This window comes from Synechococcus sp. SynAce01 (assembly GCF_001885215.1).
Lineage (GTDB): Bacteria > Cyanobacteriota > Cyanobacteriia > PCC-6307 > Cyanobiaceae > Regnicoccus > Regnicoccus frigidus.
Genome location: NZ_CP018091.1, coordinates 2,684,081 through 2,704,511 on the forward strand (window position 1 = coordinate 2,684,081; position 20,431 = coordinate 2,704,511).

19 protein-coding genes and 1 pseudogene are annotated in these 20,431 nt (G+C 65.5%); 9 read left to right on the top strand and 11 right to left on the bottom strand.

Annotated features, from left to right (window positions below; translation table 11 throughout):
* The first annotated feature begins 1 nt into the window (after window position 1).
* Window positions 2-2,281 carry a primosomal protein N' gene (gene priA, locus BM449_RS13960; RefSeq protein WP_071801733.1) on the top strand — a complete coding sequence of 760 codons (2,280 nt, stop codon included), beginning with the start codon at window positions 2-4 and terminating at the stop codon, window positions 2,279-2,281.
* On the opposite strand, the gene BM449_RS13965 is transcribed toward priA, so the two are convergent.
* From BM449_RS13965 to BM449_RS13975, 3 genes are read right to left on the bottom strand one after another with little or no spacing between them, the layout of a single operon-like run.
* A complete protein-coding gene (locus tag BM449_RS13965; protein ID WP_071801734.1) occupies window positions 2,278-3,417 on the bottom strand; it encodes a DUF3153 domain-containing protein in 1,140 nt (379 codons plus the stop codon). The two genes, priA and BM449_RS13965, sit on opposite strands and share 4 nt — an antisense overlap.
* Entirely contained in the window at window positions 3,410-4,330 is a 921-nt protein-coding gene (gene argB, locus BM449_RS13970; protein WP_071801735.1) for an acetylglutamate kinase, read from the bottom strand. The genes BM449_RS13965 and argB overlap by 8 nt, the downstream gene beginning before the upstream one ends.
* 13 nt (window positions 4,331-4,343) lie before the next feature.
* Window positions 4,344-4,922, bottom strand: coding sequence for a DUF2854 domain-containing protein (locus BM449_RS13975; protein ID WP_071802322.1), 579 nt, complete (start codon window positions 4,920-4,922; stop codon window positions 4,344-4,346).
* Between the two features lie 62 nt (window positions 4,923-4,984).
* On the opposite strand from BM449_RS13975, the gene BM449_RS13980 reads away from it, so the two are divergent.
* Complete coding sequence (locus tag BM449_RS13980) at window positions 4,985-5,260, top strand: hypothetical protein (protein ID WP_233830830.1); 276 nt, start codon at window positions 4,985-4,987, stop codon at window positions 5,258-5,260.
* Window positions 5,261-5,271: 11 nt separating this feature from the next.
* Here the strand turns inward: BM449_RS13980 and BM449_RS13985 are convergent, their stop codons facing one another.
* Window positions 5,272-5,790, bottom strand: a complete 519-nt coding sequence (locus tag BM449_RS13985; protein WP_071802324.1) for a single-stranded DNA-binding protein — start codon at window positions 5,788-5,790, stop codon at window positions 5,272-5,274.
* 97 nt (window positions 5,791-5,887) lie between these two features.
* On the opposite strand from BM449_RS13985, the gene BM449_RS13990 reads away from it, so the two are divergent.
* Window positions 5,888-6,700 (top strand): precorrin-6A/cobalt-precorrin-6A reductase, encoded by an 813-nt coding sequence (locus BM449_RS13990; protein WP_071801736.1) that lies wholly within the window; start codon window positions 5,888-5,890, stop codon window positions 6,698-6,700.
* Here the strand turns inward: BM449_RS13990 and BM449_RS13995 are convergent, their stop codons facing one another.
* The 4 genes from BM449_RS13995 to BM449_RS14010 all read right to left on the bottom strand — a co-directional run bounded on the left by BM449_RS13995 (window position 6,701) and on the right by BM449_RS14010 (window position 11,526).
* A complete protein-coding gene (locus tag BM449_RS13995; protein WP_071801737.1) occupies window positions 6,701-7,699 on the bottom strand; it encodes an adenosine kinase in 999 nt (332 codons plus the stop codon).
* Window positions 7,692-9,011, bottom strand: coding sequence for an adenylosuccinate synthase (locus BM449_RS14000; protein WP_233830832.1), 1,320 nt, complete (start codon window positions 9,009-9,011; stop codon window positions 7,692-7,694). Before BM449_RS14000 ends, BM449_RS13995 begins: the two co-directional genes overlap by 8 nt.
* Window positions 9,012-9,117: 106 nt before the next feature.
* Entirely contained in the window at window positions 9,118-9,588 is a 471-nt protein-coding gene (gene psb27 / locus BM449_RS14005; RefSeq protein ID WP_083544582.1) for a photosystem II protein Psb27, read from the bottom strand.
* Window positions 9,589-9,696: 108 nt separating this feature from the next.
* Window positions 9,697-11,526, bottom strand: a complete 1,830-nt coding sequence (locus tag BM449_RS14010) for a proline--tRNA ligase (protein WP_071801740.1) — start codon at window positions 11,524-11,526, stop codon at window positions 9,697-9,699.
* 237 nt (window positions 11,527-11,763) lie between these two features.
* On the opposite strand from BM449_RS14010, the gene BM449_RS14015 reads away from it, so the two are divergent.
* From BM449_RS14015 to BM449_RS14025, 3 genes and pseudogenes are all read left to right on the top strand, one after another.
* On the top strand, window positions 11,764-12,207 hold the full coding sequence (locus tag BM449_RS14015) for a hypothetical protein (RefSeq protein WP_233830834.1): 444 nt from the start codon (window positions 11,764-11,766) through the stop codon (window positions 12,205-12,207).
* 538 nt (window positions 12,208-12,745) lie between these two features.
* Window positions 12,746-13,108: a 2Fe-2S iron-sulfur cluster-binding protein gene (locus tag BM449_RS14020; RefSeq protein ID WP_071801741.1), complete on the top strand. Its 363-nt coding sequence runs from the start codon at window positions 12,746-12,748 to the stop codon at window positions 13,106-13,108.
* Window positions 13,105-13,377: pseudogene (locus tag BM449_RS14025) on the top strand (glutaredoxin domain-containing protein); the annotation flags it as partial. The gene BM449_RS14020 and the pseudogene BM449_RS14025, both read left to right, overlap by 4 nt.
* 25 nt (window positions 13,378-13,402) lie before the next feature.
* Here the strand turns inward: BM449_RS14025 and BM449_RS14030 are convergent.
* A complete protein-coding gene (locus BM449_RS14030; RefSeq protein ID WP_071801743.1) occupies window positions 13,403-14,944 on the bottom strand; it encodes a hypothetical protein in 1,542 nt (513 codons plus the stop codon).
* 217 nt (window positions 14,945-15,161) lie between these two features.
* Between BM449_RS14030 and lepB the strand changes: the two genes are divergently transcribed.
* Window positions 15,162-15,842, top strand: a complete 681-nt coding sequence (lepB, locus tag BM449_RS14035) for a signal peptidase I (RefSeq protein WP_083544687.1) — start codon at window positions 15,162-15,164, stop codon at window positions 15,840-15,842.
* Here the strand turns inward: lepB and BM449_RS14040 are convergent.
* The gene (locus BM449_RS14040; RefSeq protein ID WP_071801744.1) at window positions 15,781-17,049 is read right to left on the bottom strand and encodes a dihydroorotase; all 1,269 of its coding nucleotides are present in this window, start codon (window positions 17,047-17,049) and stop codon (window positions 15,781-15,783) included. The two genes, lepB and BM449_RS14040, sit on opposite strands and share 62 nt — an antisense overlap.
* Window positions 17,049-18,413 (bottom strand): histidine phosphatase family protein, encoded by a 1,365-nt coding sequence (locus BM449_RS14045; protein WP_071802327.1) that lies wholly within the window; start codon window positions 18,411-18,413, stop codon window positions 17,049-17,051. The genes BM449_RS14040 and BM449_RS14045 overlap by 1 nt, the downstream gene beginning before the upstream one ends.
* A 127-nt stretch (window positions 18,414-18,540) precedes the next feature.
* Here BM449_RS14045 and BM449_RS14050 point away from each other — a divergent pair, with 127 nt between their 5' ends.
* Window positions 18,541-19,848, top strand: coding sequence for a CPBP family intramembrane glutamic endopeptidase (locus tag BM449_RS14050; RefSeq protein ID WP_071802328.1), 1,308 nt, complete (start codon window positions 18,541-18,543; stop codon window positions 19,846-19,848).
* Window positions 19,849-19,975: 127 nt separating this feature from the next.
* On the top strand, window positions 19,976-20,374 hold the full coding sequence (locus BM449_RS14055) for a hypothetical protein (RefSeq protein ID WP_145536812.1): 399 nt from the start codon (window positions 19,976-19,978) through the stop codon (window positions 20,372-20,374).
* Window positions 20,375-20,431 lie beyond the last annotated feature (57 nt).

Genomic DNA, 20,431 nt, shown 5'->3' on the forward strand with positions numbered 1-20,431 from the left:
GGTGATTCAAGAACTGACATGCTCCCAGGTGTGGCTGGAGGCAGGCCCGGAGGGCCGTGTTTTCACCTACACCAACCCCCAGAACCTTGTTCTGGCAGTGGGTGATCTGGTCAGGGTCCGCTTACGGGGCCGCCGGCACATCGGCCTGATCGTCGAAACCCCGGTCGCCTTTCCCCAGAACATCGACCCGATCAAGTTGTTGCCAATCGAGGCGATCCAGCAGAGCGGTGCCGCCGATCCCAGCTGGCAAGAGGTGCTCCAGCAGGTGGCCTCTGACTGCCACACCAGTCTGTTCAAGACGCTCAAGACAGCCTTGCCACCGGGTTGGCTTGGCCAGCGCCCCGCCTCCGCCCAGGGAGCAACGCCTGAGCGCCAATGGGTGGCACTGCTGGCCGGTGGGGCCATTGCGGAGGCTCGAACAGCACGTCAGCGAGCCTTGCTCGAACGTTTGGCCCTTCAAGACGGTGGCGGGGCCTGGTTGCAGGCGGTGGTGACGCAGTGGGGATTCAGCCGTTCGCTGGTCCAGGGGCTGGCCACACGATCGGTGCTTCAGCTGAGCCGACGGCCTGCCCCAGTAGCACCACGACAGGCCAGCACGCTGTCCGAGCCCGGCATGGCTAGGGGCCTGGAGCCCCCTCGCCAACTGAACCTGGCCCAGGCCCAGGCCCTCGCCCAGATTCTCTCCTCAGCAGACGATGCCGAACTGCTGCTCTGGGGTGTCACTGGTTCGGGCAAAACCGAGGTGTATCTCCAGGCTGCGGCGGCCTGCCTGGAGGAGGGCCGCAGCGCCCTGCTGTTGACCCCGGAGATCGGCCTGATCCCCCAGCTGATCGACCGCTGCCTGGCCCGCTTCGGCGACCGGGTTCTCGGCTATCACAGCGGTCTCAGCGATGCTGAGCGGATCAGGGTCTGGAGGCGCTGCCAGGGAACAGCGCAGCAGGCCGGCCCGCTGCTGGTGGTCGGCACCCGTTCCGCCATCTTTTTGCCCCTGGCCCCTCTCGGTCTGATCGTGCTGGACGAGGAGCACGACAGCTCCTACAAGCAGGAGGCTCCGATGCCCTGCTATCACGCCAGGACGGTGGCCAGGCGCCGAGCCGCCAGCGGCCCGGCAAGGCTGCTGCTCGGCAGCGCCACCCCCTCCATCGAAACCTGGCTGCGCTGCCAGGCGGGGCCAGGTGAACGTCAACCCCAGACCGGGCTGTTGCGGCTGCCCGAGAGGATCAGCGGCCAGACCGCGGCCCCGGTGCGGGTGGTCGACATGCGCCTGGAGCTGGCCGATGGCCACCGGCGCCTGATCAGCCGGGCGCTGAAGGGCCGGCTCGATCGGCTCAAGCAAGTGGGTGAGCAGGCGGTGGTGCTCGTGCCCCGGCGGGGCTACAGCAGTTTCCTGAGTTGCCGCAGCTGCGGGGAGGTGGTGCAGTGTCCGCACTGCGATGTCTCGCTCACCGTCCATCGCCACCGCGATGGTCTGGAGTGGTTGCGCTGTCACTGGTGCGGCCACCGCCAGCAGCCAAGCGAGCGCTGCAGTCACTGCGGCTCCACTGCCTTCAAGCCATTCGGCGCGGGAACCCAGCGGGTGATCGAGCAACTGGAAACGGAGCTCGAAGGGCTACGCCTGCTGCGCTTCGATCGCGATACCACCCGGGGACGGGATGGACACCGACGCCTGCTGGCACAGTTCGCCGCTGGCGAAGCCGATGTGCTGGTGGGAACCCAGATGCTCACCAAGGGGATCGACCTGCCGCGGGTGACCCTGGCGGCGGTGCTGGCGGCCGATGGCCTGTTGCATCGCCCCGATCTGCGGGCCGGAGAACAATGCCTGCAGGTGTTGCTGCAACTGGCCGGCCGCGCCGGCCGTGGCGAACGCCCCGGCGAAGTGATCGTCCAGACCTATTCCCCCGATCATCCCGTGATCCGCCATCTGATCGATGGCCGCTACGACCACTACCTCACAGGCGAACTCCAGCAGCGCCGGGCGGCCTCTCTGGTGCCCTTCAGCCGCGCCTGCCTGCTGCGGCTCTCCGGTACCACGGCCACCACCACGGCCACCGCCGCTGCCAGCCTGGCCGAGCGGATCCGGGGTGACCTGGAGTCCGCCGGTTGGCTCCTGGTCGGACCAGCCCCGGCACCGGTGGCGCGGGTGGCCGGCCGCCATCGCTGGCAGATCCTGCTGCACGGCCCCGCCGGCAGCCTGTTGCCATTACCAGCGGAAGCTGATCTGCGCTCAGGGCTCGATCGCCAGGTGAACCTCAGCATTGATCCCGACCCACTGGAGCTCTAAGACTCTTCATCAACGGAAGGAGAAGGCAATTCCGGCCAGCCAAAACCGGCCTGCCAGCGCAGCCGCTGCAGTCCGAGGGCCAGACCAAGCAACACCAGGATCACAACAGCCCCCACCCCCAGGCGGCTCCAGCGCCAGCAGACCAGTTCGATGCGGTTGAGAGCGCCGGGCTGCAACGGCCAGCGGATCCCATCGGCATCGGGCACGGCGGCCAGAGGCAACGCCAAGCGCAGGGCAGCAGGGGCCAGCGGGCCGAGCTGAACGCCGAGCTCCAGTCCCGGAAGTCCCCTGACAGCGCGCAGATCCACTTCCAAGCTGAATTGCTGGTGAGCCCCTACCAACCAATTGCGTTCCTTCAGCTGCAAATCCGGGGCTGGCAGCTCGATCCCCCCAAGCTGGGCGGCCGTGGCCACAGTGCTCTGCAGCAGCCTGGAAATCTCCGCGCTGTTCAAGTTGGCGCTCCTCAGGCTGACCACCCCCTGGCGGGTTTCAAGCTCCAGGCGAGGTTTCGGTGCTGGTGCCGCTGCCTGCAGCTCCTGGCTGAATTGGCGCTGAAAGGGGAGCAGGCGTCCGGACTCGCTGCTCAGGGTCTGCTGGAGCTGGAGCCGGCCGGGAGGACCGAAGCGCAGATCGGTCTCGACCCGCAGGCAGCCTGAGAGCAGGGAGCCAAGCAGCAGAAGCACGGCCAGCACGGCGATGGCAAAGCCAACCGGGCCGCGGGTGGGTCCAGTCGGTGGTGGCAGCGGCGACGGTGGCCCCGGCGCACGCTGGCGGCGCCGGGGACTGGCGCCGGGTTTCAAGCGACCCTCCAGGGGCGCGGCCTCCGTGATGGCCGGCAATGTCAGCGACCAGTTGGCCGGACGCGGCAGGGCCGGTGCTTCGAGAATCAGCTGCAGGTCCTTGGCCTGGGCCCGAATCTCCAGGTCCCGGCAGACGCGCAAACTGCGGCAACAGCTGGCGGCCTGCTCATCGTTGCCCTGGCCCAGCAGGGCCGTGACCATCAGCAAGCGCAGGCTGCCCCCCAAGGGCGTAGCGGCCGGATGGAGCAGGGCGAGGGGTTCGAGCAACCTCAGGCAACGCCCGTAGTCGCCCCTCTCCAGCGCCTGGCGGGCTGGTGACAGCGGGTCCTCAGTCATGACCGGCCGGCGCGGCTGCCGGCGCCAGACGGCCGACCACCATCGTACCGATGCCGGCATCGGTGAACACTTCCAAGAGCAAGGCGTGGGGAACGCGGCCATCGACGATATGGGCAGCCCCGACCCCCTGGGCGAGGGCACGGATGCAGCATTCGGTCTTGGGGGTCATGCCGCCATCGACCACCCCGCTGGCGATCAGCTCACGGGCCTCCGACAGGCTGAGCTGACGCAGCAGCGAACCAGGATCGTCGCGATGGCGCAGGATTCCAGGGGTATCGGTGAGCAGGATCAGCTTCTCGGCCTGGAGGGCGGCGGCGAGTTCACCGGCCACGGTGTCGGCATTGATGTTGTGCGACTGACCCTGGGGGTTGGCCGCCACGCTGGAAATCACTGGGATGTAGCCATTCTCCAGCAGGGGAGTGAGAACGTCGGGGTTGACAGCCGCCACATCCCCCACCAGCCCGTGGGAGCCATCCCCCAAGACCCTCGCTTCGACCAGGCCGCCATCACTGCCACAGAGCCCCACCGCCCGGCCACCGAGGCGGTTAAGCCCGTTAACGATCTGCTTGTTGACCCTGCCGACCAGCACCATCTCGACCACATCCATCGTCTCGGCATCGGTGACCCGCAGGCCATCAACGAACCGGGGCTCGATCGACATCCGGCTCAGCCATTGGTTGATCTCAGGCCCGCCGCCATGGACCACCACCGGTTGCAAACCCACGCAGGCCAGCAGAGCCAGATCACGGAAGACCGCCTCACGCAGCGCCTCGTTCACCATCGCCGCCCCCCCATACTTCACCACCACACGGCGGCCGGAAAACCGCTGGATGTACGGCAGGGCCTCACTGAGAACGGAGACCCGCAGGCTGTCCTCGGCACTGATCAAGGGGTCATGACTCAAGTTCGACAACGACGACGGGGAATCAGGACGGCACGGCGTCCAGCTGACCATCGCTGATGGCAGGGTCAACCGGACCCAGGATGAGTTCAAGTTCAGTGTCCGTCAACGGGGCCAGCGTGGCCACAAGCCCAGGTCCGAAAAAACGGCCAAGCCGCTCCTGCTTGGCTTGCCAGCGCTCATACGGCACCCCATGGCTGCGAAAACGCAGGCCCAGGCCATAGCCACCATGTTCCTCCAGTTCGCGCACGCTCAGGAGTTCGGGCGGCTGATCGTCGTTCCAGAGCTTGAGGGCCTCCAGCGAGCTCTCCAGGTGAGCCTTCTGGCCATAGCGCCAACGGGTCACGTCCTTGAGCAAGGTGCTGAGCGGTTCGCTCTCAGGTTGCTCGCGCAGGGCACGGAATTCAGCAGGTTTGGTCAGACGGATCGCGGGCGGCAGTTCCGAGGACTTCAGGGCCAGACCGCCCAGCAGCAGTGGAATGCCATAGAACACGCCAGCCAGGCTGATGTTGGGGCTATCGGTCGCGTAGGCGATCGTGCCGACCACGGTAAGAACGGCGCCAAGGAGGGTGAGCAGGCTGCCGGGTGAGGTGATTGCTTGCATGGCGACCATCCTCCCGCAAGGGCGTGCGCAACAATCGAAACCATGTTGGGTCCAACTCTGCGATGACTGCCTCCAACTCCGCTGAATCCTCCAGGCCTATCGGTGCCGAGCCCGATCGGGTCGAACCAGTGGCGGCTGAAGTCCAAAACGTGGCTCCAGAAACTGCTGAAGAGCTCAGCAGCACGGCCTTGATCGAGCAGCTCAGCGCCGATCGACTGTGGCTGTTGCGCCAGATCGATGGGGGCCGTTGGCCTGATCTGCGCCTCGACCTGGCGGCCCTGGAGCGGGAGCTGGGCCAGATGATCGATCTGGCCAGCGAACGGCTGACTGGAAGCTGAGGGGCCTGGCTTCAGAACGGGATGTCGTCGTCGTCGCTGAGCTCAGGCACCAGCGGCGAAGTGTTCCAGGTGGGAACCTCAGGCGCCGGGGTCGCTGGAATCGCAGCAGCGGCGGTCGTGGAGCCAGCCACAGCAGCCCTGGCCGGCACGGGCCTGGGCACTGAGCGGGGTTGCCCCCCCGCGGGGGGCAACGGGGCAGGCCTTGTGTCGCCGGCCGGGGAAGGGCCTTCGGCCAGGGGATGGAGACGGGAGAGGGTGAACTCGGCCCGTTTCTCCTTGAGGCCATCGGCGCGGGTGATGGTGCTGATGCGCAGGCGCCCCTCCAGCATCAACCGCTGGCCCACCTGGACCCTGTTCTGGAGATCCTGGGCCAGATTGCCCCAGCCCACCACCTTGATCTGGCCGGACGGGTCGTCGGGCCGCAGACCCTCGAACTGCACCGACATTTCGGCCACAGGGGTCTGGTTGTCCTGGGTGTAGCGCAACTGGGGCGCCTCGATCACCTCCACTTCCAGCAAACAGTGATTCAAAACCGGATCAAAAATACCGGTCCCCATCCTGGTGCACGATCCCGCTGATGCACGCTGCTGCTGAACAGAACAGTCCTGCCCTTGAACAGCCCCGTTGATGCCCAGCCTTGATCCTCAGCAGCGACGCCGGCTCTGGCTGATCGCCGGCACCGGCGAGGGACCCGCCCTGGCCAGGGTGTTGCTGGAGCGGGGCTGGGGCGTGACTGTGGCTGTGGTGAGCGCCAGCGCCTGCCGTGCCTACGACGCCCACCCCGATCTGCGCCTGGAGGTGGGAGGCCTGGCGGGACCAGCGGCCATGGCCGCGCGGCTGCGCCAGGCGACGCAGGGCGGGCAGCCGTTTGGTTGGGTAGTGGATGCCAGCCATCCCTTTGCCAGCCGGGTCAGCTCCGACCTGGCCGCCACCTGCCGGAGCCTGGGCCAGCCGCTGCTGCGTCTGTTGCGCCCCAATCTTGAAGCCGAAGCCGTCGACTGCACCCTGCTGGCGGGCTGTGAGGAGCTGGCCTGCCTAGACTTGGCGAGGGAGCGCCTGCTGTTCGCCATCGGTGCCCGCCATCTGCCCAAAGCCCTGGCCCTGGTGGCCCCTGCCGTGAGCTTTGCCCGCCTGCTGCCCAACCCCGCGAGTCTGCGGCAGGCACGGGCCGCCGGGCTGCCGGAGGCCCATCTGGCCTGTCATCGCCCCGGCACAGGAGCGGGCCTGGCCCCGCTGGCTCTTGAAGCGGCCCTGATTCGCCAGTGGGGCATCACCGCCGTTGTGTGTCGCCAATCCGGTGGCACAACCGAACGGTGCTGGCACACCCTTTGCCGCCGGTTCGGGCTGAGGCTGCTGCTGCTGCAACGGCCTGAGGAACCGGAGGGCGTCGAGCAACTCGAGCTGCCAGATCTGATCGCCCGGCTGGGGGCCTGCGGCTGATCAGCCCAGGTGCTCGGCGACCAGGTCAGGCAGAGAAATGGCGGGGCGCGGTCCCAGCTGGGTGATCACCTGGCCGGCACAGAGGGATCCCAGCTGTCCGCAGCGTTCCAGCGAGTCACCCCGGGTGTGGCCGAAGAGAAAACCGGCGGCATAAAGATCGCCAGCCCCGGTGGTGTCCACCAGTGGGCCGAGCCGGTAAGGCTCGATCTCCAGGGTGGTTGAACCCTGCAGCACGACCGATCCCCGTTTGCTGCGGGTCAGCACGGCCACCTGGCAGCGCCCCCGCACATGTTCGCGAGCCTCCTCGAAGCTGGAGCTGCCATAGAGGGCCATGATCTCGACCTCATTGGCAAAGAGCAGATCGACATGGCCGTCGACAAGCTCCAGAAAGCTCTGACGGTGGCGCTCGACGCAAAAAGCATCCGAGAGGCTCAGGGCCACCTGGCCACCACTGCGGCGCATCACCTCGGCCGCGGCAAGGAAGGCGCGCTTGGCCGCTTCGCTGTCCCAGAGGTAGCCCTCCAGATACAACACTTTGGCCTGGGCCACAAGCTCCAGATCAAGGTCTTGGGGCTCCAGCCCCACCGAGGCCCCCAGGTAGGTGCACATCGTGCGCTGGGCATCGGGGCTGACCAGGATCATGCAGCGGGCCGTGGAGGGTCCGCTGCTGGCAGCGGGCGTGTCGAAGCGGGTGCCGACGGCGCGAATGTCGTGGGCGAAGATCGCGCCGAGCTGGTCGTCGCGGACGCGGCCGATGAAGGCCGCCTGGCCGCCGAGCTGGGCGATGCCGGCCAGGGTGTTGGCGGCCGAGCCACCGGACGTTTCCAGACCCGGACCCATGGCGGCATACAGCCGCTCGGCCTGGGCTTCATCCACCAGGGCCATGGCGCCTTTGTGGAGTTGGTGGTCTTCGAGGAAACGGTCGTCGCTCTGAACGAGGACATCGACGATGGCATTGCCGATGCCGATGACATCGAGAACCTTGCTGATCTCAGGCATTGAGGAGGGCTCGCTTCGGTCCGTGGATCGGATCCTCCACCACGATGGTCTGGTCCCGGTGGGCGCCAAGCGACACGATCGCGATCGGCACTTCCATCAGTTCAGCCAGGAATCGCAGATAGGCCATGGCCGTTTCCGGAAGCTGCTCAAGGCGACGACAATCGGCCGTTGAAGACTGCCAACCCGGCAGGCTGACATAGATCGGCTTGCAGCGGGCAAAGAGTTCGGCGCTGCTGGGGAAATGGTCGATGCGCTCGCCATCGAGCTCATAGGCCACGCAGACCTGGATGGAATCAAGTTCGTCGAGCACGTCGAGCTTGGTGATCGCCAGGCAGTCGAGGCCGTTGACCTCCACCGCGTAGCGGCCGATCACGCCATCAAACCAACCGCAACGACGGCGACGCCCGGTGGTGGTGCCGAATTCGTGGCCCCGGTCACAGAGGTGATCGTTGAGGCTGCCTTCGAGTTCGGTGGGAAAGGGACCTTCCCCAACGCGGGTGGTGTAGGCCTTGGCCACACCGATTACGCGGTCGATCAGCGTCGGGCCGACCCCGGCACCGATGCAGGCACCACCCGAGACTGGGTTCGAGGAGGTCACATAGGGATAGGTGCCGTGGTCGAGATCCAGCAGGGTTCCCTGGGCCCCTTCAAACAGGATGTTTTTGCGGGCCCGCGCCGCCTGGTGAATGGTGCGGGTGCAGTCGACCACATGGGGAGCCAGCCTGGCCCCGTAACCCGCATATTCAGCGATCATGGCCTCGCAGTCGAGCGGCTCGATGCCGTAGATCTGCTCGAGCAGCTGGTTCTTCTCCGCCAAGGGGGCAGTGAGGCGATCGCGCAGCCGCTCTTCATCGAGCAGATCAACCACCCGGATGCCATTGCGCTCGGCTTTGTCGGCATAGGTGGGACCGATGCCCCGGCCGGTGGTGCCGATGCGTCTATCGCCACGACGCTGCTCCATCGCCTGATCGAGCAGGCGGTGGTAGGGCATGGTGACGTGGGCCGTGGAGGCCAGTTTCAGCCCGTCAATGGCGATGCCATAGGCGAGCAGCATATCGAGCTCGGCAAGCATCACCTTGGGGTCCACCACGGTGCCTGAACCGATCAGGCAGATCGTTTCGGGATAAAGAATTCCAGAAGGAATCAGGTGCAGTTTGAGAACCTTGTCGTCAACGACGATGGTGTGGCCGGCATTGACGCCGCCCTGATAGCGCACGACCACATCGGCGGAGCGGCTCAGGAGATCGGTGATCTTGCCCTTCCCCTCGTCGCCCCACTGTGCACCGATGACGACAACGTTGGCCAAGGACACAGCGGCCCGAAGCCGCTTCTAAGCACAAGGATGGAGCCTGTCAGATCAAAGGCCCTTCCGTCAAAGAGCCGGACTGATCGTTGGCACTGTTCAGTCAGCGGGCCATTCAGGCGCCGCGGGTCACGTTCGCTTCGGCTTTGCGTAGTTCCTTGGCCACGCGGGTCTTGAGGGCCTCGGGCAGGGGACGGTTCGGATAATTGGTGTAGTGACCGGCCAGGGAGTTGATCGCGGTCTGCATGGTGGTGAACGAGCTCAGGCCGTTGACCTTGCCCCTGGGGCGGTAGAAGGCGACGTAATCCTTGACGAGGGTGCGGGCGGATGTTTCGGCCTCTGCCCTGGCGGGATCGTCGTCGGCAATCGCGATTGTGCTCAGCAGGGCCTCGGCCACCACCATCGTGTCGTCGAGGTAGGTGCCGCTCAGAGGCGCCGCCGGACTGCCGCAGGCACTGAGCAACAGGCTGAGGCTGAGGCAGATGGCGATCAGGCGGGCCGTCGACCGACGGACCTGCTCACCCAAGATTCCGCTGAGTGTTTGCAGCGACCAGGACTGGACCCAACGGTCCCACGCAGCGGCCATCAGCGCCTCAATTCGATAATGGCTACTTTAGAAGCACCATGCCTCGACAATCTAGGCAGGCCTAAGGCTTGGCTGAGCTGTTCTCCAGGGGATCGAAGCGCCGGTCACTCAGACCGGTTCCTCGTCGGGGAGCAGCCCTCGGCGCCCAGCCTCGATCCGGGGCTCGAGCCAGGGCAACAGGGCGTCGGCAGCCAGCTCATGCTTAACGCCACCGGCGCGTTCCACCACTTCCACCATGCCTGTGGCGGCCCCGCGGCCCACGACCACGCGCCAGGGGATGCCGATCAGATCGGCATCCTTGAATTTCACCCCGGCCCGCTCGGCACGGTCATCAAGCAGCACCTCGATCCCCGCGGCCGCCAACGCGGCATAGAGCTGCTCGGCCAGGGCCAGCTGCACGCCGTCCTGGGCATTGGCGATCACAACAATCAACTCGAAGGGGGCGATGGCCAGTGGCCAGCAGATGCCCTGAGCGTCATGGTGCTGCTCCACCGCCGCCTGGGCTAACCGGGACACACCGATGCCATAACAACCCATCACGAGCGGTTCATCGACGCCGTCTTCGGTCGTGAAGCGAGCCTCCAGGGCTTCGGAGTACTTACTGCCGAGCTGAAAGATATGGCCCACCTCGATACCGCGGCTGGCCACCAGCCGTTGCTCCGGGTCGTGCTGGCAGCGATCACCGGGCTGGGCCGCACGCAGATCAACCAGCTCCGGCAAAGGCGTTTGGGCATCCCAGCCGGCGACCAACTGGTGGCTGCCGTCCTGGTTGCTGCCGCAGACGAACGCGCCGAGGCACTCCAGGCTGGAATCGGCCAGCCGCTCGAAGCGTGGTGCCCAATCGCGGGCAGCGGCGAGAACCCCATCGCTGAGCTGGGGCCCGAGAAACCCGAAGGGCAGGGGAGCCAGCTCCTGGGCCGCCACCTGGTCGGCTGTCAGGGGCTGGAGATCAATCAGGGGATGCCCTGACCCGGCCAAACGGCTGGTCAGGGCATTTCTGAGCTTCACCTCATTGAGCTGTTGATCACCGCGCAGGCAAACCAGCACCGGCTGGGGGGGCAGGCCGGCGAAACGGGCCAGCAGCAGCAGCACCTTGACGATCTGGCTGGGCTCGAGGCCATGGCCCTGACAGAGGGCCTCGATCGATCCCTGCGCCGGGGTCGAAAACGGGCCCAAGGGTCTGGAAGGCTCCAGGGGGATCGCCTCGCTCTCGAGCGAAACGGCCCGTTCCTGGTTGGCGGCATAACGGCCATCGGCGCTGGAGAGGATCAGGTCCTCGCCGACCTCGGCGGTCACCATGAACTCCTGGCTGGCGCTGCCACCGATGGCGCCGCTGTCGGCTTCAACGGCCACGGCCCTCAGACCGCAGCGCTGGAAAATGCGCCGGTAAGCCTGATCCATCTCCCGATAGGTGGCGGCAAGGCTGGCCCCATCGGCATGGAAGGAATAGGCATCCTTCATGATGAATTCACGTGCACGCATCAGCCCGAAACGGGGGCGGATTTCGTCGCGGAATTTGGTCTGGATCTGATAAAGGCAGACCGGCAGCTGCCGGTAGGAACGGAGCAGGTCGGCGGCTAGGGCCGTCACCACCTCTTCATGGGTGGGGCCGAGCCCCATGGAGCGGTCCTGGCGATCGACCAGGTGGAACATGATCCCCTCGCCGGCGGTGTAGCCCTGCCAGCGGCCGCTGCGTTCCCAAAGGTCGGCGGGCTGGAGCTGGGGCAGCAGGGTTTCCAGGGCACCGATCCGGTCCATTTCCTGGCGGACGATGCCGTTGATCTTGGTCAGCACCCGCCAGAGCAAGGGGAGATAGGCATACACACCGGCGGAGATCCGGCGGGTGTAGCCGGCTCGCAACAACAGCCGGTGGGAGGGGATGTCAGCCTCGGCCGGATCGTCGCGCAGTGTCACCAGCATCAGGCGGGTCACACGCATCTCACTAGCCGGGCGAAAGGGGTTGGAACCTATCACCTAGTTGCAGGACGTCCGACGCACAGCCAACCGAAACAAGCAGCCAGGAAGGTCTGGACGGAGGCCCCAGGGAGCGGGAGACTTCTGCTATGGTCGACTCATCAATCCCATTCGTCTCAGGATAGTCTCATGGCTGCGGCTCCCCATGGTTCCAGCGGGGGGATCGCCCCTTCCGGCCACAGGGTTGAGCCGTTCACTTCCATGCCCGGCCAGATCAGCCCGCCGTTGATCGGCCTCCCAGGCGGCGAATCGGCCACGCCAGAGGAGCACCTGATCGGCATCGACGACGTTCAGAGCGCCCTGAACCGTTCTCGCGCCTCGGTGTACCGCTACACCAACACCGATCCGCGCAACCTCAATCCCCCCTTCAACCCCCGCCGCCTCAATCCGGAATACCGCACGGATCAGAAGGAACCGTTGCAGTTCCACCCCCACGAAGTGGCTCGCTTTGCGCGGGATGTGCTGCGAATCAAGGAAGTCACCGTGGAGGTGCTCAATTCGCCTTCAACGGCCACCCAGCAGTTGTTGGGCTCCATTCTCGAAGAGCTCCAGGCGATCCGTTCCTTGATGAACCGCATGGAAGCAGCGCCCACCGATCTCAGCAGCAAGCGCGACGGCTTTGATCAGTCCCGGCCCGCCGCCTGAACAACTGCAGGCCCACTTGGTGTCAGAATTGAAAAGACTGTTTGTTAACGGCGGTGCCGCTGAATTGCTCAGTTGGTTTCTGCCAGAGACGTCCCGTTGCTTCCCGATCAACCTGATTCCGGCTCTTCAAGGGCGGTCTCAGCTTCCAGGGAGGGTATTCCTTAACCCCAGTCCATGGACTCCGACCAGCCCCGACATTCTTCCGAGGCCTTCCCTCACCCCGCCAAGGATCACGACAGCGAAGCCTCAGAGGACCCGTTCAGTCCGGGCTCGATGTTGCAAACCGGTTCTTCGTTGTTTGGAGGGCTGATTGGTTTCCTCGCCCTCTTCGTTCCTATTGCCGGAGTCGTCAGTGATCGGCTCACGCTTGAGAACACAGTCGTTCCCCCATCGCCAGCCCTAGTCCACGGGCATCAGTAATCCGGTCGCCTCAGCGGCAGCTGGGTTGCTCCTTAGCGTCGCCACGAACCCTTGCACACCTGCCCTCAACGACCGCGCGGGCAGGTAGGTTTGGAGGTGCCGTGTACCTCCGCAGTCCGTGCCCACCATCCGTTTTGAACAGGAAGGCCAGCAGGTTGGATGCATTGAGGGAGCCAACCTCCGCAAGGCGGCACTCGATGCCGGCATCAACCCCTACAAAGGGGTGAACAACTTCAACAACTGCGGTGGCCTCGGCCAGTGCGGCACCTGCGTGGTGGAGGTGCTTGATGGCGCCCGCAACCTCTCCCCCCGCAGCGATGTCGAGCAGGTTTATTTGGCTGATCGGCCCGCGAGCTATCGCTTGAGCTGCCGTACCACCGTCAACGGTGATGTCAGCGTCCGCACCCGCCCTGATGCGGCGGTGGGTAAGGGCTCCAACAGCCTGGTGGGTGCGCTGAAGGCGCTGATCGGCAAAGCTTGAGCCCAGGTCCCCTCAAGCTTTACAGCTACTCCCGCTGCTCAACCTGCCGCAAGGCAATCGCCTGGCTCGACCAAAAGGCGATCGCCTACAGCCTGGTTGATATCACGCTGACCCCGCCTTCACGGGCCGAGCTTGCCTTGGCTTGGGAACGGCTGCCTGTGCCTCGGCGGTTGTTCAACACCAGTGGGTTGAGCTACCGCGCTTTGGGGCCAGCGGTCGTTAAGGAGATGGAACCTGAGCAGGCCATCGACGCCCTCTCTGCTGACGGCAAACTGATCCGCAGACCCTTCCTGATCAGTTCAGACGGCTCGTCGCTGCTGGTGGGCTTTGGCTTTGATCCTCTGGCCTGGTCCCAGGTCCTGGTGAAGCTTCTGCCGGAACCATCAGCTGATCCAGCTCTCGAATCAGGGCATTGATCCCGGTGCGGTTGATCTGGCCCAGGTAGTTCAGCTTGAGTTCCTCCAGCAGCGTGCAGAGCAGCTGCTGGCTGCGCTCAAGCGCCACGCTGTTCTCCAGGGAATCGGCCAGTTCCTCCCAGAAGCGGTCCAGAACGCGCTCCAACAGGTCGATCTGCTGGTTATCCGGTTTCTGGATCCGATCCCCAGCGCTGCGTGAAAGATCGAGCAGGCTCTGGACCACGCCGCTGGCCAATTGCTTGGAGAGGCCAAGCTCCAGCTGCAGCAGGGGCTGAAGCTGGCGAAGGCCAGGGGGTACCACCATTCCCTGCAGGGTTTGTTGCAGAGAATGGCTGAGCACGGCCTCCAGTTCGGGGCCAAGGCGCGGAGCGACCTGACGCAGCAACAACGGGCCCCAGATCCGCGTCAGTTCCACCACCTCCCGCTCGTCATTGAGGTTCACGTTCTGGTGGCTCGGCAAGCGCCGGATGCGCTCGGGCCATTGGGATGAACGGATCAGGCCCTGGGCTCCATCCATCAATTGCAGCGCCAGCACCTCGAACAGTTCCACTGCCAGCAAGGCGACCACGACACGGCTGACCACGGCCCGCAGGGGCTCAAAATTGGCCAGTCCACTGGTCTGCAACCGCTCGACCACCGGAATCACCCGCAGCAGGGGCCAGAACGGCAGCAGCAGGGGCAGATCGGTCCAGCGGCGCAACAGGGCCTGACCCCAGCTCAGCCCCGGCAATCGCCGCCTGGAGCGGATCACCCGCAGCAGGATATCGACCAGAAAGACACTCTGAAAAAGAAGTAGATCGCCGCGCCAGAAGTGGTCGGTGGGCCGGCCGTTCTCATCGATCGAGCGCCAGTAATTGGTGGCCACCAGGGGCAGGATTTGCTGGCGCCAGAACTGCCGTTCCTCGGGCCAGGGGTTCTGGGCCAGCCAGTCATCGCTGAGCAGGACAGCGGCGGATTCCTTGGAGGAATCCAGGTCAGCACGGTCCCGTAAGCGGTTCTTGATCTTCTCGAGGGTGCCCGAGCCGCCCGAGGCCAGAAAAGGGTTCTCGGCAATCATCTCCTGGGCGAGTTCCACCTGGGCGCGCCTCAGATCTGGCGCCGCGGAGCCGGCCGTCAGGGCCTGATCGAGTTCGTTGAAGCGTTCGCTGAAAGCCTGGGTTTCGCGGTGGGGTTCGATCCCCTTGATGGGGTCATACAGCGGCGTGATGTTCGGCAGCCAACGCAGCCGCAACACCAGAGGCACCGATGGCAAGGGATAGAGGTTGCGCTGCAGCCAGAAGGTTCGCAGCGGCACGTAGCTGATGTCGAAGCAGATCCAGAGCAGGTTGAGGCTCGCCCAGAGTGCGACGAACTGATCCCAGCGCCTAGCCAGCCGGCTCTCACCGTTGCTTCGCAGGGTCTGCCAGCGGGGCCTTGCCATGGGGCCGTTGCAATCCGCACCAGGGTAGGGAGGGGGTCGCCGAGCTCAGCACGTAGGGTTCAGGTCTGGTCCAGCCGCACGAGCCAGGACCTGCCATCCAGACGCCATAGGTGCTTTGACTGCCGAGGATCCCCCGTCACCACTTCTGGGGCCGCCACAGAAATCAGAATCCACCAACCCCCGGCCCCAAGAGAGTGCCTGGGCCTTCTGGCGCAGTGTGGTGTTCACCCTGGCGCTGGCCCTTGGGATCCGCCATTTCCTGATTGAAGCCCGCTTCATTCCATCCGGCTCGATGTTGCCGGGGCTTCAGATCCAAGACCGGCTGCTGGTCGAGAAGATCAGCTATCGCGGCCGCAACCCTGAGCGCGGAGAAATTGTGGTGTTCAATTCACCATTCCATTTCGATCCTGCCCTCAGGGTGGATCACCAGGCAGGCCCGCTGCGCTGCCTGCTGGTGAACCTGCCGCTGCTGGGCTCGATCCCGGGCATCCAGTCGCCCGCCTGTGACGCCTACATCAAACGGGTCGTGGCCATTGCCGGCGACCGCGTGACAGTCAATCCCCAGGGGCAGGTCTGGCTCAACGGTCAGCCGCTGAGCGAACCCTATGTTCAGAATTTCTGCCAAACCGATGAACAGGGGATCGGACCCTGCCGCAGTCTGAACACAGTGGTCCCCCTGGGCCATGTGCTGGCCTTGGGGGACAACCGCGCCAATAGCTGGGATGGCCGTTTCTGGCCCGGGGGTGCCTTTCTGCCTGAGAAGGAAATCATCGGCAGGGCCTTCTTCCGGTTCTGGCCGCTCGACCGCACCGGTGAGCTTGGTGAAGGCGATGGGCTTACCCCGCCAGCCCCCGCCAAAGTTCCGGCAGCAACCCCGTCGCCAGCACCTGCCCCGTAAGCGACTGGTCAGCAAACGGCTGATTGGCAGCCAGGGATCCATGGATGTCGGAGGCCGGCTGCCAGACCTGGCCGGGGTCGAACAGCAGCCAACGCTGGTCGCCGATCGCCAACGACTCCTCAGCCAACCCCAGGTAGCGGGCAGGGCCCCAACAGAGGGCGTCCCAAAGCGCCTCCACCGTCCAGCCGTGGCCTACCACCAGCTCCTGCCAGAGAGACGGCAGGACGTGGCGATGGCCGGCAAGACCTGGACGACGCTGATCGATCGGCAGCAGCCGTTCTTCGGCGTCGAGGGGAAGGTGATGGACTGCCACAGCGCTGAGCACCCCATCGGCCAGCCCGGCCACCAGGGCTCTGCGGTCAGCAGGCCCGCCGAGGGAGGGGGTCAGTCGCCAACCCTCGGCGCTGGGATCAAGCCGGCCACTGTCGGCCACCAGATGCCACCAGCAGACACTGGCCGGCAGCGTGCCGTTGCCAGCGCGCAGCAGGGCAACGCCAGCGGCCGTGGAGAGGTTGCACAGGCGGAGTTCCTGGCCGCTGAGGGTTTGGCTCAGGGCCAATACGCTCTGCAGGGGCAGGGTTTCGCTGATTGTTGGATCGGGCGGCCAGCCGGCCCTGAGGGCTTCGACCCCCTCGCGCACGAAACCTTCCATGGCCAGCGCAGGGTCGCGCGGAGCGAGCAACACCGGTCGCCCCGCCGCTTCGCCCAGCCGTAATCCACGTTCAACCAGGGCCAAAGGGGGCAACTGGTCGTCGTCGGCCAGGCCGATCGCGCCTGCGGCGATCAGTTCGGCGTGGGGGGCCAGGTCAAGGCCGGAGCCACCGAGGCTGAAGCCGCCCCAGAGCGGCAACTGAAACGGCGGTGGACAGCGCAGCTGCAGCCGCTCGGGCCGGTCCCGCCAGCTGCGGCTGCGCGGCAGCAGTGCCACGGTGCCGTAACCCGCAGCCGAGGCTGAGTGCACCAGGCTCTCGAGGGTTTCGGCCGTGCCGTCCTCGGGCCGCTCCAACAGGCTGTGTGGATCCACCAGGGCCGGAGCCAACAGCCAATCAAGGGCAGGACGTGGGGCCAAGCCCAGGGCTTCGGCTGCGGCCACAGCCCCCGGCCCAAGGGCCTGCAGCCGTCCGTTCTCCAGGAGCACATCCTCGTGGCGCAAGCGATGGCCTGGACCCTCCAGAAAGCGGACGCCCTGAAGAAAACAGGCCGTCATCAGAGCGCCCCGGCTGCGGTCTGATCGAGCACACCGCCGAGATGGGTGGTCAGATTCAGGCAGGTCACCACCGGCTGCCGCTGGCCAAACGGGCCGCTCTCCTCGCCAGATGGCAGGGGCGCCGGGTAGTCGATCACGCTGACCCCGCCGTTGCCCTGCTTGACCATCCAGATCGCCGCTGGGCCGAGGCCAAGGAGGTCGCAGAGGATCGTTTTATTGACGGCATCATGGGCAACGACCAAGGCCGTTTCATCGGCATCGAGGCCAGCGGCGATTCGCCCGAAGCTGGCGACGGATCGGTGCCAGACATCCTGAAGCGTTTCACCCTCGGGCATCTGCACCGTGTGGGGCGCGAGCTTCCAGGAGTTCAGCAACTCGGGCCAACCCGCCTGGATCTCGGCTTCCAGTTGCCCTTCCCAAAGGCCATGGCCAATTTCCACCAGTCCCTTCAGGCAGGTGAGCGGGATGTCGGAGCGCCCGGCCAGGATGCATTCGGCGGTCTGACGGGGGCGGGCCATTGAACTGGCGTAGGCGCGCTGGATCGGCACAGCGGCCAGGCAGCGGCCAGCCGCCTCCGCCTGGACAAAACCTTGGCTATTGAGCGGAATATCGATCTGGCCCTGGAAGCGGCCCTGGCGATTCCATTCGGTCTCGCCGTGGCGCACCAGCAGCAACCGCGGACCAGGACCCTTGACTGGCAACGCCGGGCCGAGATGGGCCGTGCTGTTCAGTGATTCAATCTGCAGCTCGGGAGTGCCGCCAGCAGCGGCGCTCAGATTCAGGACCGAAAGGGAGCAGTTATCGATCCGTAAGCGCTGAAAGCAGCTGGCAGGCAACCCCAACAGGTTCAGCAACAGGCACCGCAAGATGGCGCTGTGGGCCACAACGAGAACGGTTTGATCAGCGGCGCCGGGGGGATGGAGCCGCTTTAACTTCTCCAGCCACTGGCCTGCCTGAAGCATCAGTTCGGCGATCGGCCGATAGGGGCTGCCGTCGTGGCGCCTGAGCTCAAGCTGGTCAGGGGCCTGGAGCCAGAGCCGATAGGACTCAGGAAAACGTTGTTTGAGTTCGCTGCTCAGCAGGCCGGTCCAGGGTTCGAAGTCCACCTCAAGCAGGCCCTCCTCGAGCTGGGCGCTGAGGCCGCCAGCCTGGGCGCCCAGCAGCAGGGCCGCCGTATCCCGGGCCCGGCTGAGTGGGGAGCTGTAGGCCGCCGTGATGGTCAGGGGCTTCAGCGCCGCGCCTGTGACCAAGGCCTGCTCCCGGCCCTGGTCGCTCAATGACGACAGATCGTCACGGCCCTGCACCCGGCGTTCAAGGTTGAAGCTGCTCAGTCCATGGCGGACCAGCAGGAGCCTGAGGGGCACGAAACAAAGGCCGAAAACGTGGCCATCGTATGGGAGGGCTCCGGGTGAGAATCGAGCGATCGAGGAAGGACGGTTGAATCCAGGCGAAAATCGGCAACGCAAGTTGCCTTGGAAGCTGGGGCTGGCCATGGTCTGTTTGGCCTTGAGCGTGCTGCTCTGGGTCAATGGGCTGGTGGAAAGCCTGGGGCGGCCATCGGTCGGCAACGATCTCATGCGCCGCCAGCTGGAGCTGGCGGCTCTGGCCGAGCCACAGGTGCCCCCATCGCTTCGCCCTTTGCTGATTGGAGAAAATCCGCAGGCAGCCCTTCTCCAAGAACTCGACCGGCAAGCCACGGCCAGTGACCAGCTGCTGCGGGCCCTCTTGCAACGCAACAGTACCGAGCCCGAACGGGCTAGGCCCGTGCTCGAGGAGCTACGCAACAGCGGCGATCCGATCAGCCGCGCCCTGGCGACAAGGCTGCTGGAGATTGCCGTTCTCCCTGGGGGGCAAGCGATCCCTGCCGATCAACTGCCCGCCGATCCGCTGCTGCAGAGGCTGAGCTGCCAGGCCCTTGGGGCAACCCCGTCCAGCTGCGCCAATCCCCAGGCGGAGGGGCGGGCCGTGCTTCAACTGGCCGGGATCAACCTCGTTCCAGCCCTGGCCCTGCTGGCCGGTGTGGTTCTGATTGCTCGCGAAGGCTGGTTGCGCTGGCGCGGCAAAACCCCACCACTGCCCCCCTTGCTCGGCCCCCAGCTCGGGGTGATCGATGTGATCCTGCTGATCGCCGGCGGTTTTGTGTTGCTGGGCGCCCTGGTCACCCCACTGCTGATCAGTCCCTTGATCAGCCGGCTGCTGGCCGTGCTCCAGGTCGGGTCTCCCCTGGCCGAGGGGCTGACGGTGCTCCTTCTCTACTTAGGACTGATGGCGGCGCCCCTGGCCATTCTCAGACTGATGCTCAACGGTGAGCCTCCCCAGGGGGGCTGGCTGCAATACCGCTGGCGACCGCCTGGTCCGCCGTTGGCTCAGGCGTTCAAGGGCTTCCTGATCGTGTTGCCCTTGGTCAGCCTGACCGGCTGGCTGCAGCAGCTGGTCTGGAGCGACCCGGGCGGAAGCAATCCCTTGCTGGATCTCGTGCTGCGCAGCGACAGCGGCTGGACACTCTTCTGCTTTGCCTTCACGGCGATCGTGCTGGCTCCCCTGTTTGAGGAAACCATTTTCGGGGGGGTGTTGCTGCCGGTCATGGCCCGCAAGCTTGGCCCGATCTGGGGCGTGGTGCTCAGCAGTGCGATCTTCGGACTGGCCCATCTCAGCCTCGGCGAGCTCTCGCCGCTCTTCGTTCTCGGCTTGGCCCTGGGATGGCTGAGGCTCTCGAGCGGCCGGCTGAGCTCCTGCATCTGGATGCACGCGCTATGGAACGGTCTCACCTTCAGCAATCTGGTCTTGCTGGGAAGCTGATCTGTGCCTTGCTGAGCCTCTAGGTGCATGGTTCACTTGCACAGGCTCCTTTCAGGTTTCAGTGGTTGCTGCCTCGTCGTCCCCACGCTCCGGCCATCGGCGTTCTCTTGACTTGATCCAGGGCTCGATGTCGGCACGCAAGGTGGCCAGGCAGGCCCCCGTGCTGGCTGGCCTGCACCGGGTTGCCGATGGGCTCCTGCTGGCCCTGGGTGGATCGATGATCGGCCTTTCCGTTCTGACGCTCCACTGGCAGGGGGCCTGGACCAAAAGTTTTCAACAGCTCGAGGCATCGCAGACACTCGAACATCGCCTCCAGGAGTCCACCTCCCAGCTGGAGCAGCACCACCTGGCGATGGCGCGGCGTCCGGGTCAACTCGTTCCCACCACCATCAAAAACCTGATCCATCTCCCCCCGGTCCCCGAGAGGGCCATCGAGGTCTCGCAGCCTGTTTCGCTCCAGGCTGTAGCACCTTCTGCGGAGCAGACAGTGGAGCAGATCATTCCCTTGATCCGTCCGGGCTATTGAGGTGCTGACACGTTCATCACCGGCCAAGGCCCGCCTCCACCGCCAGGGTCGCCATCC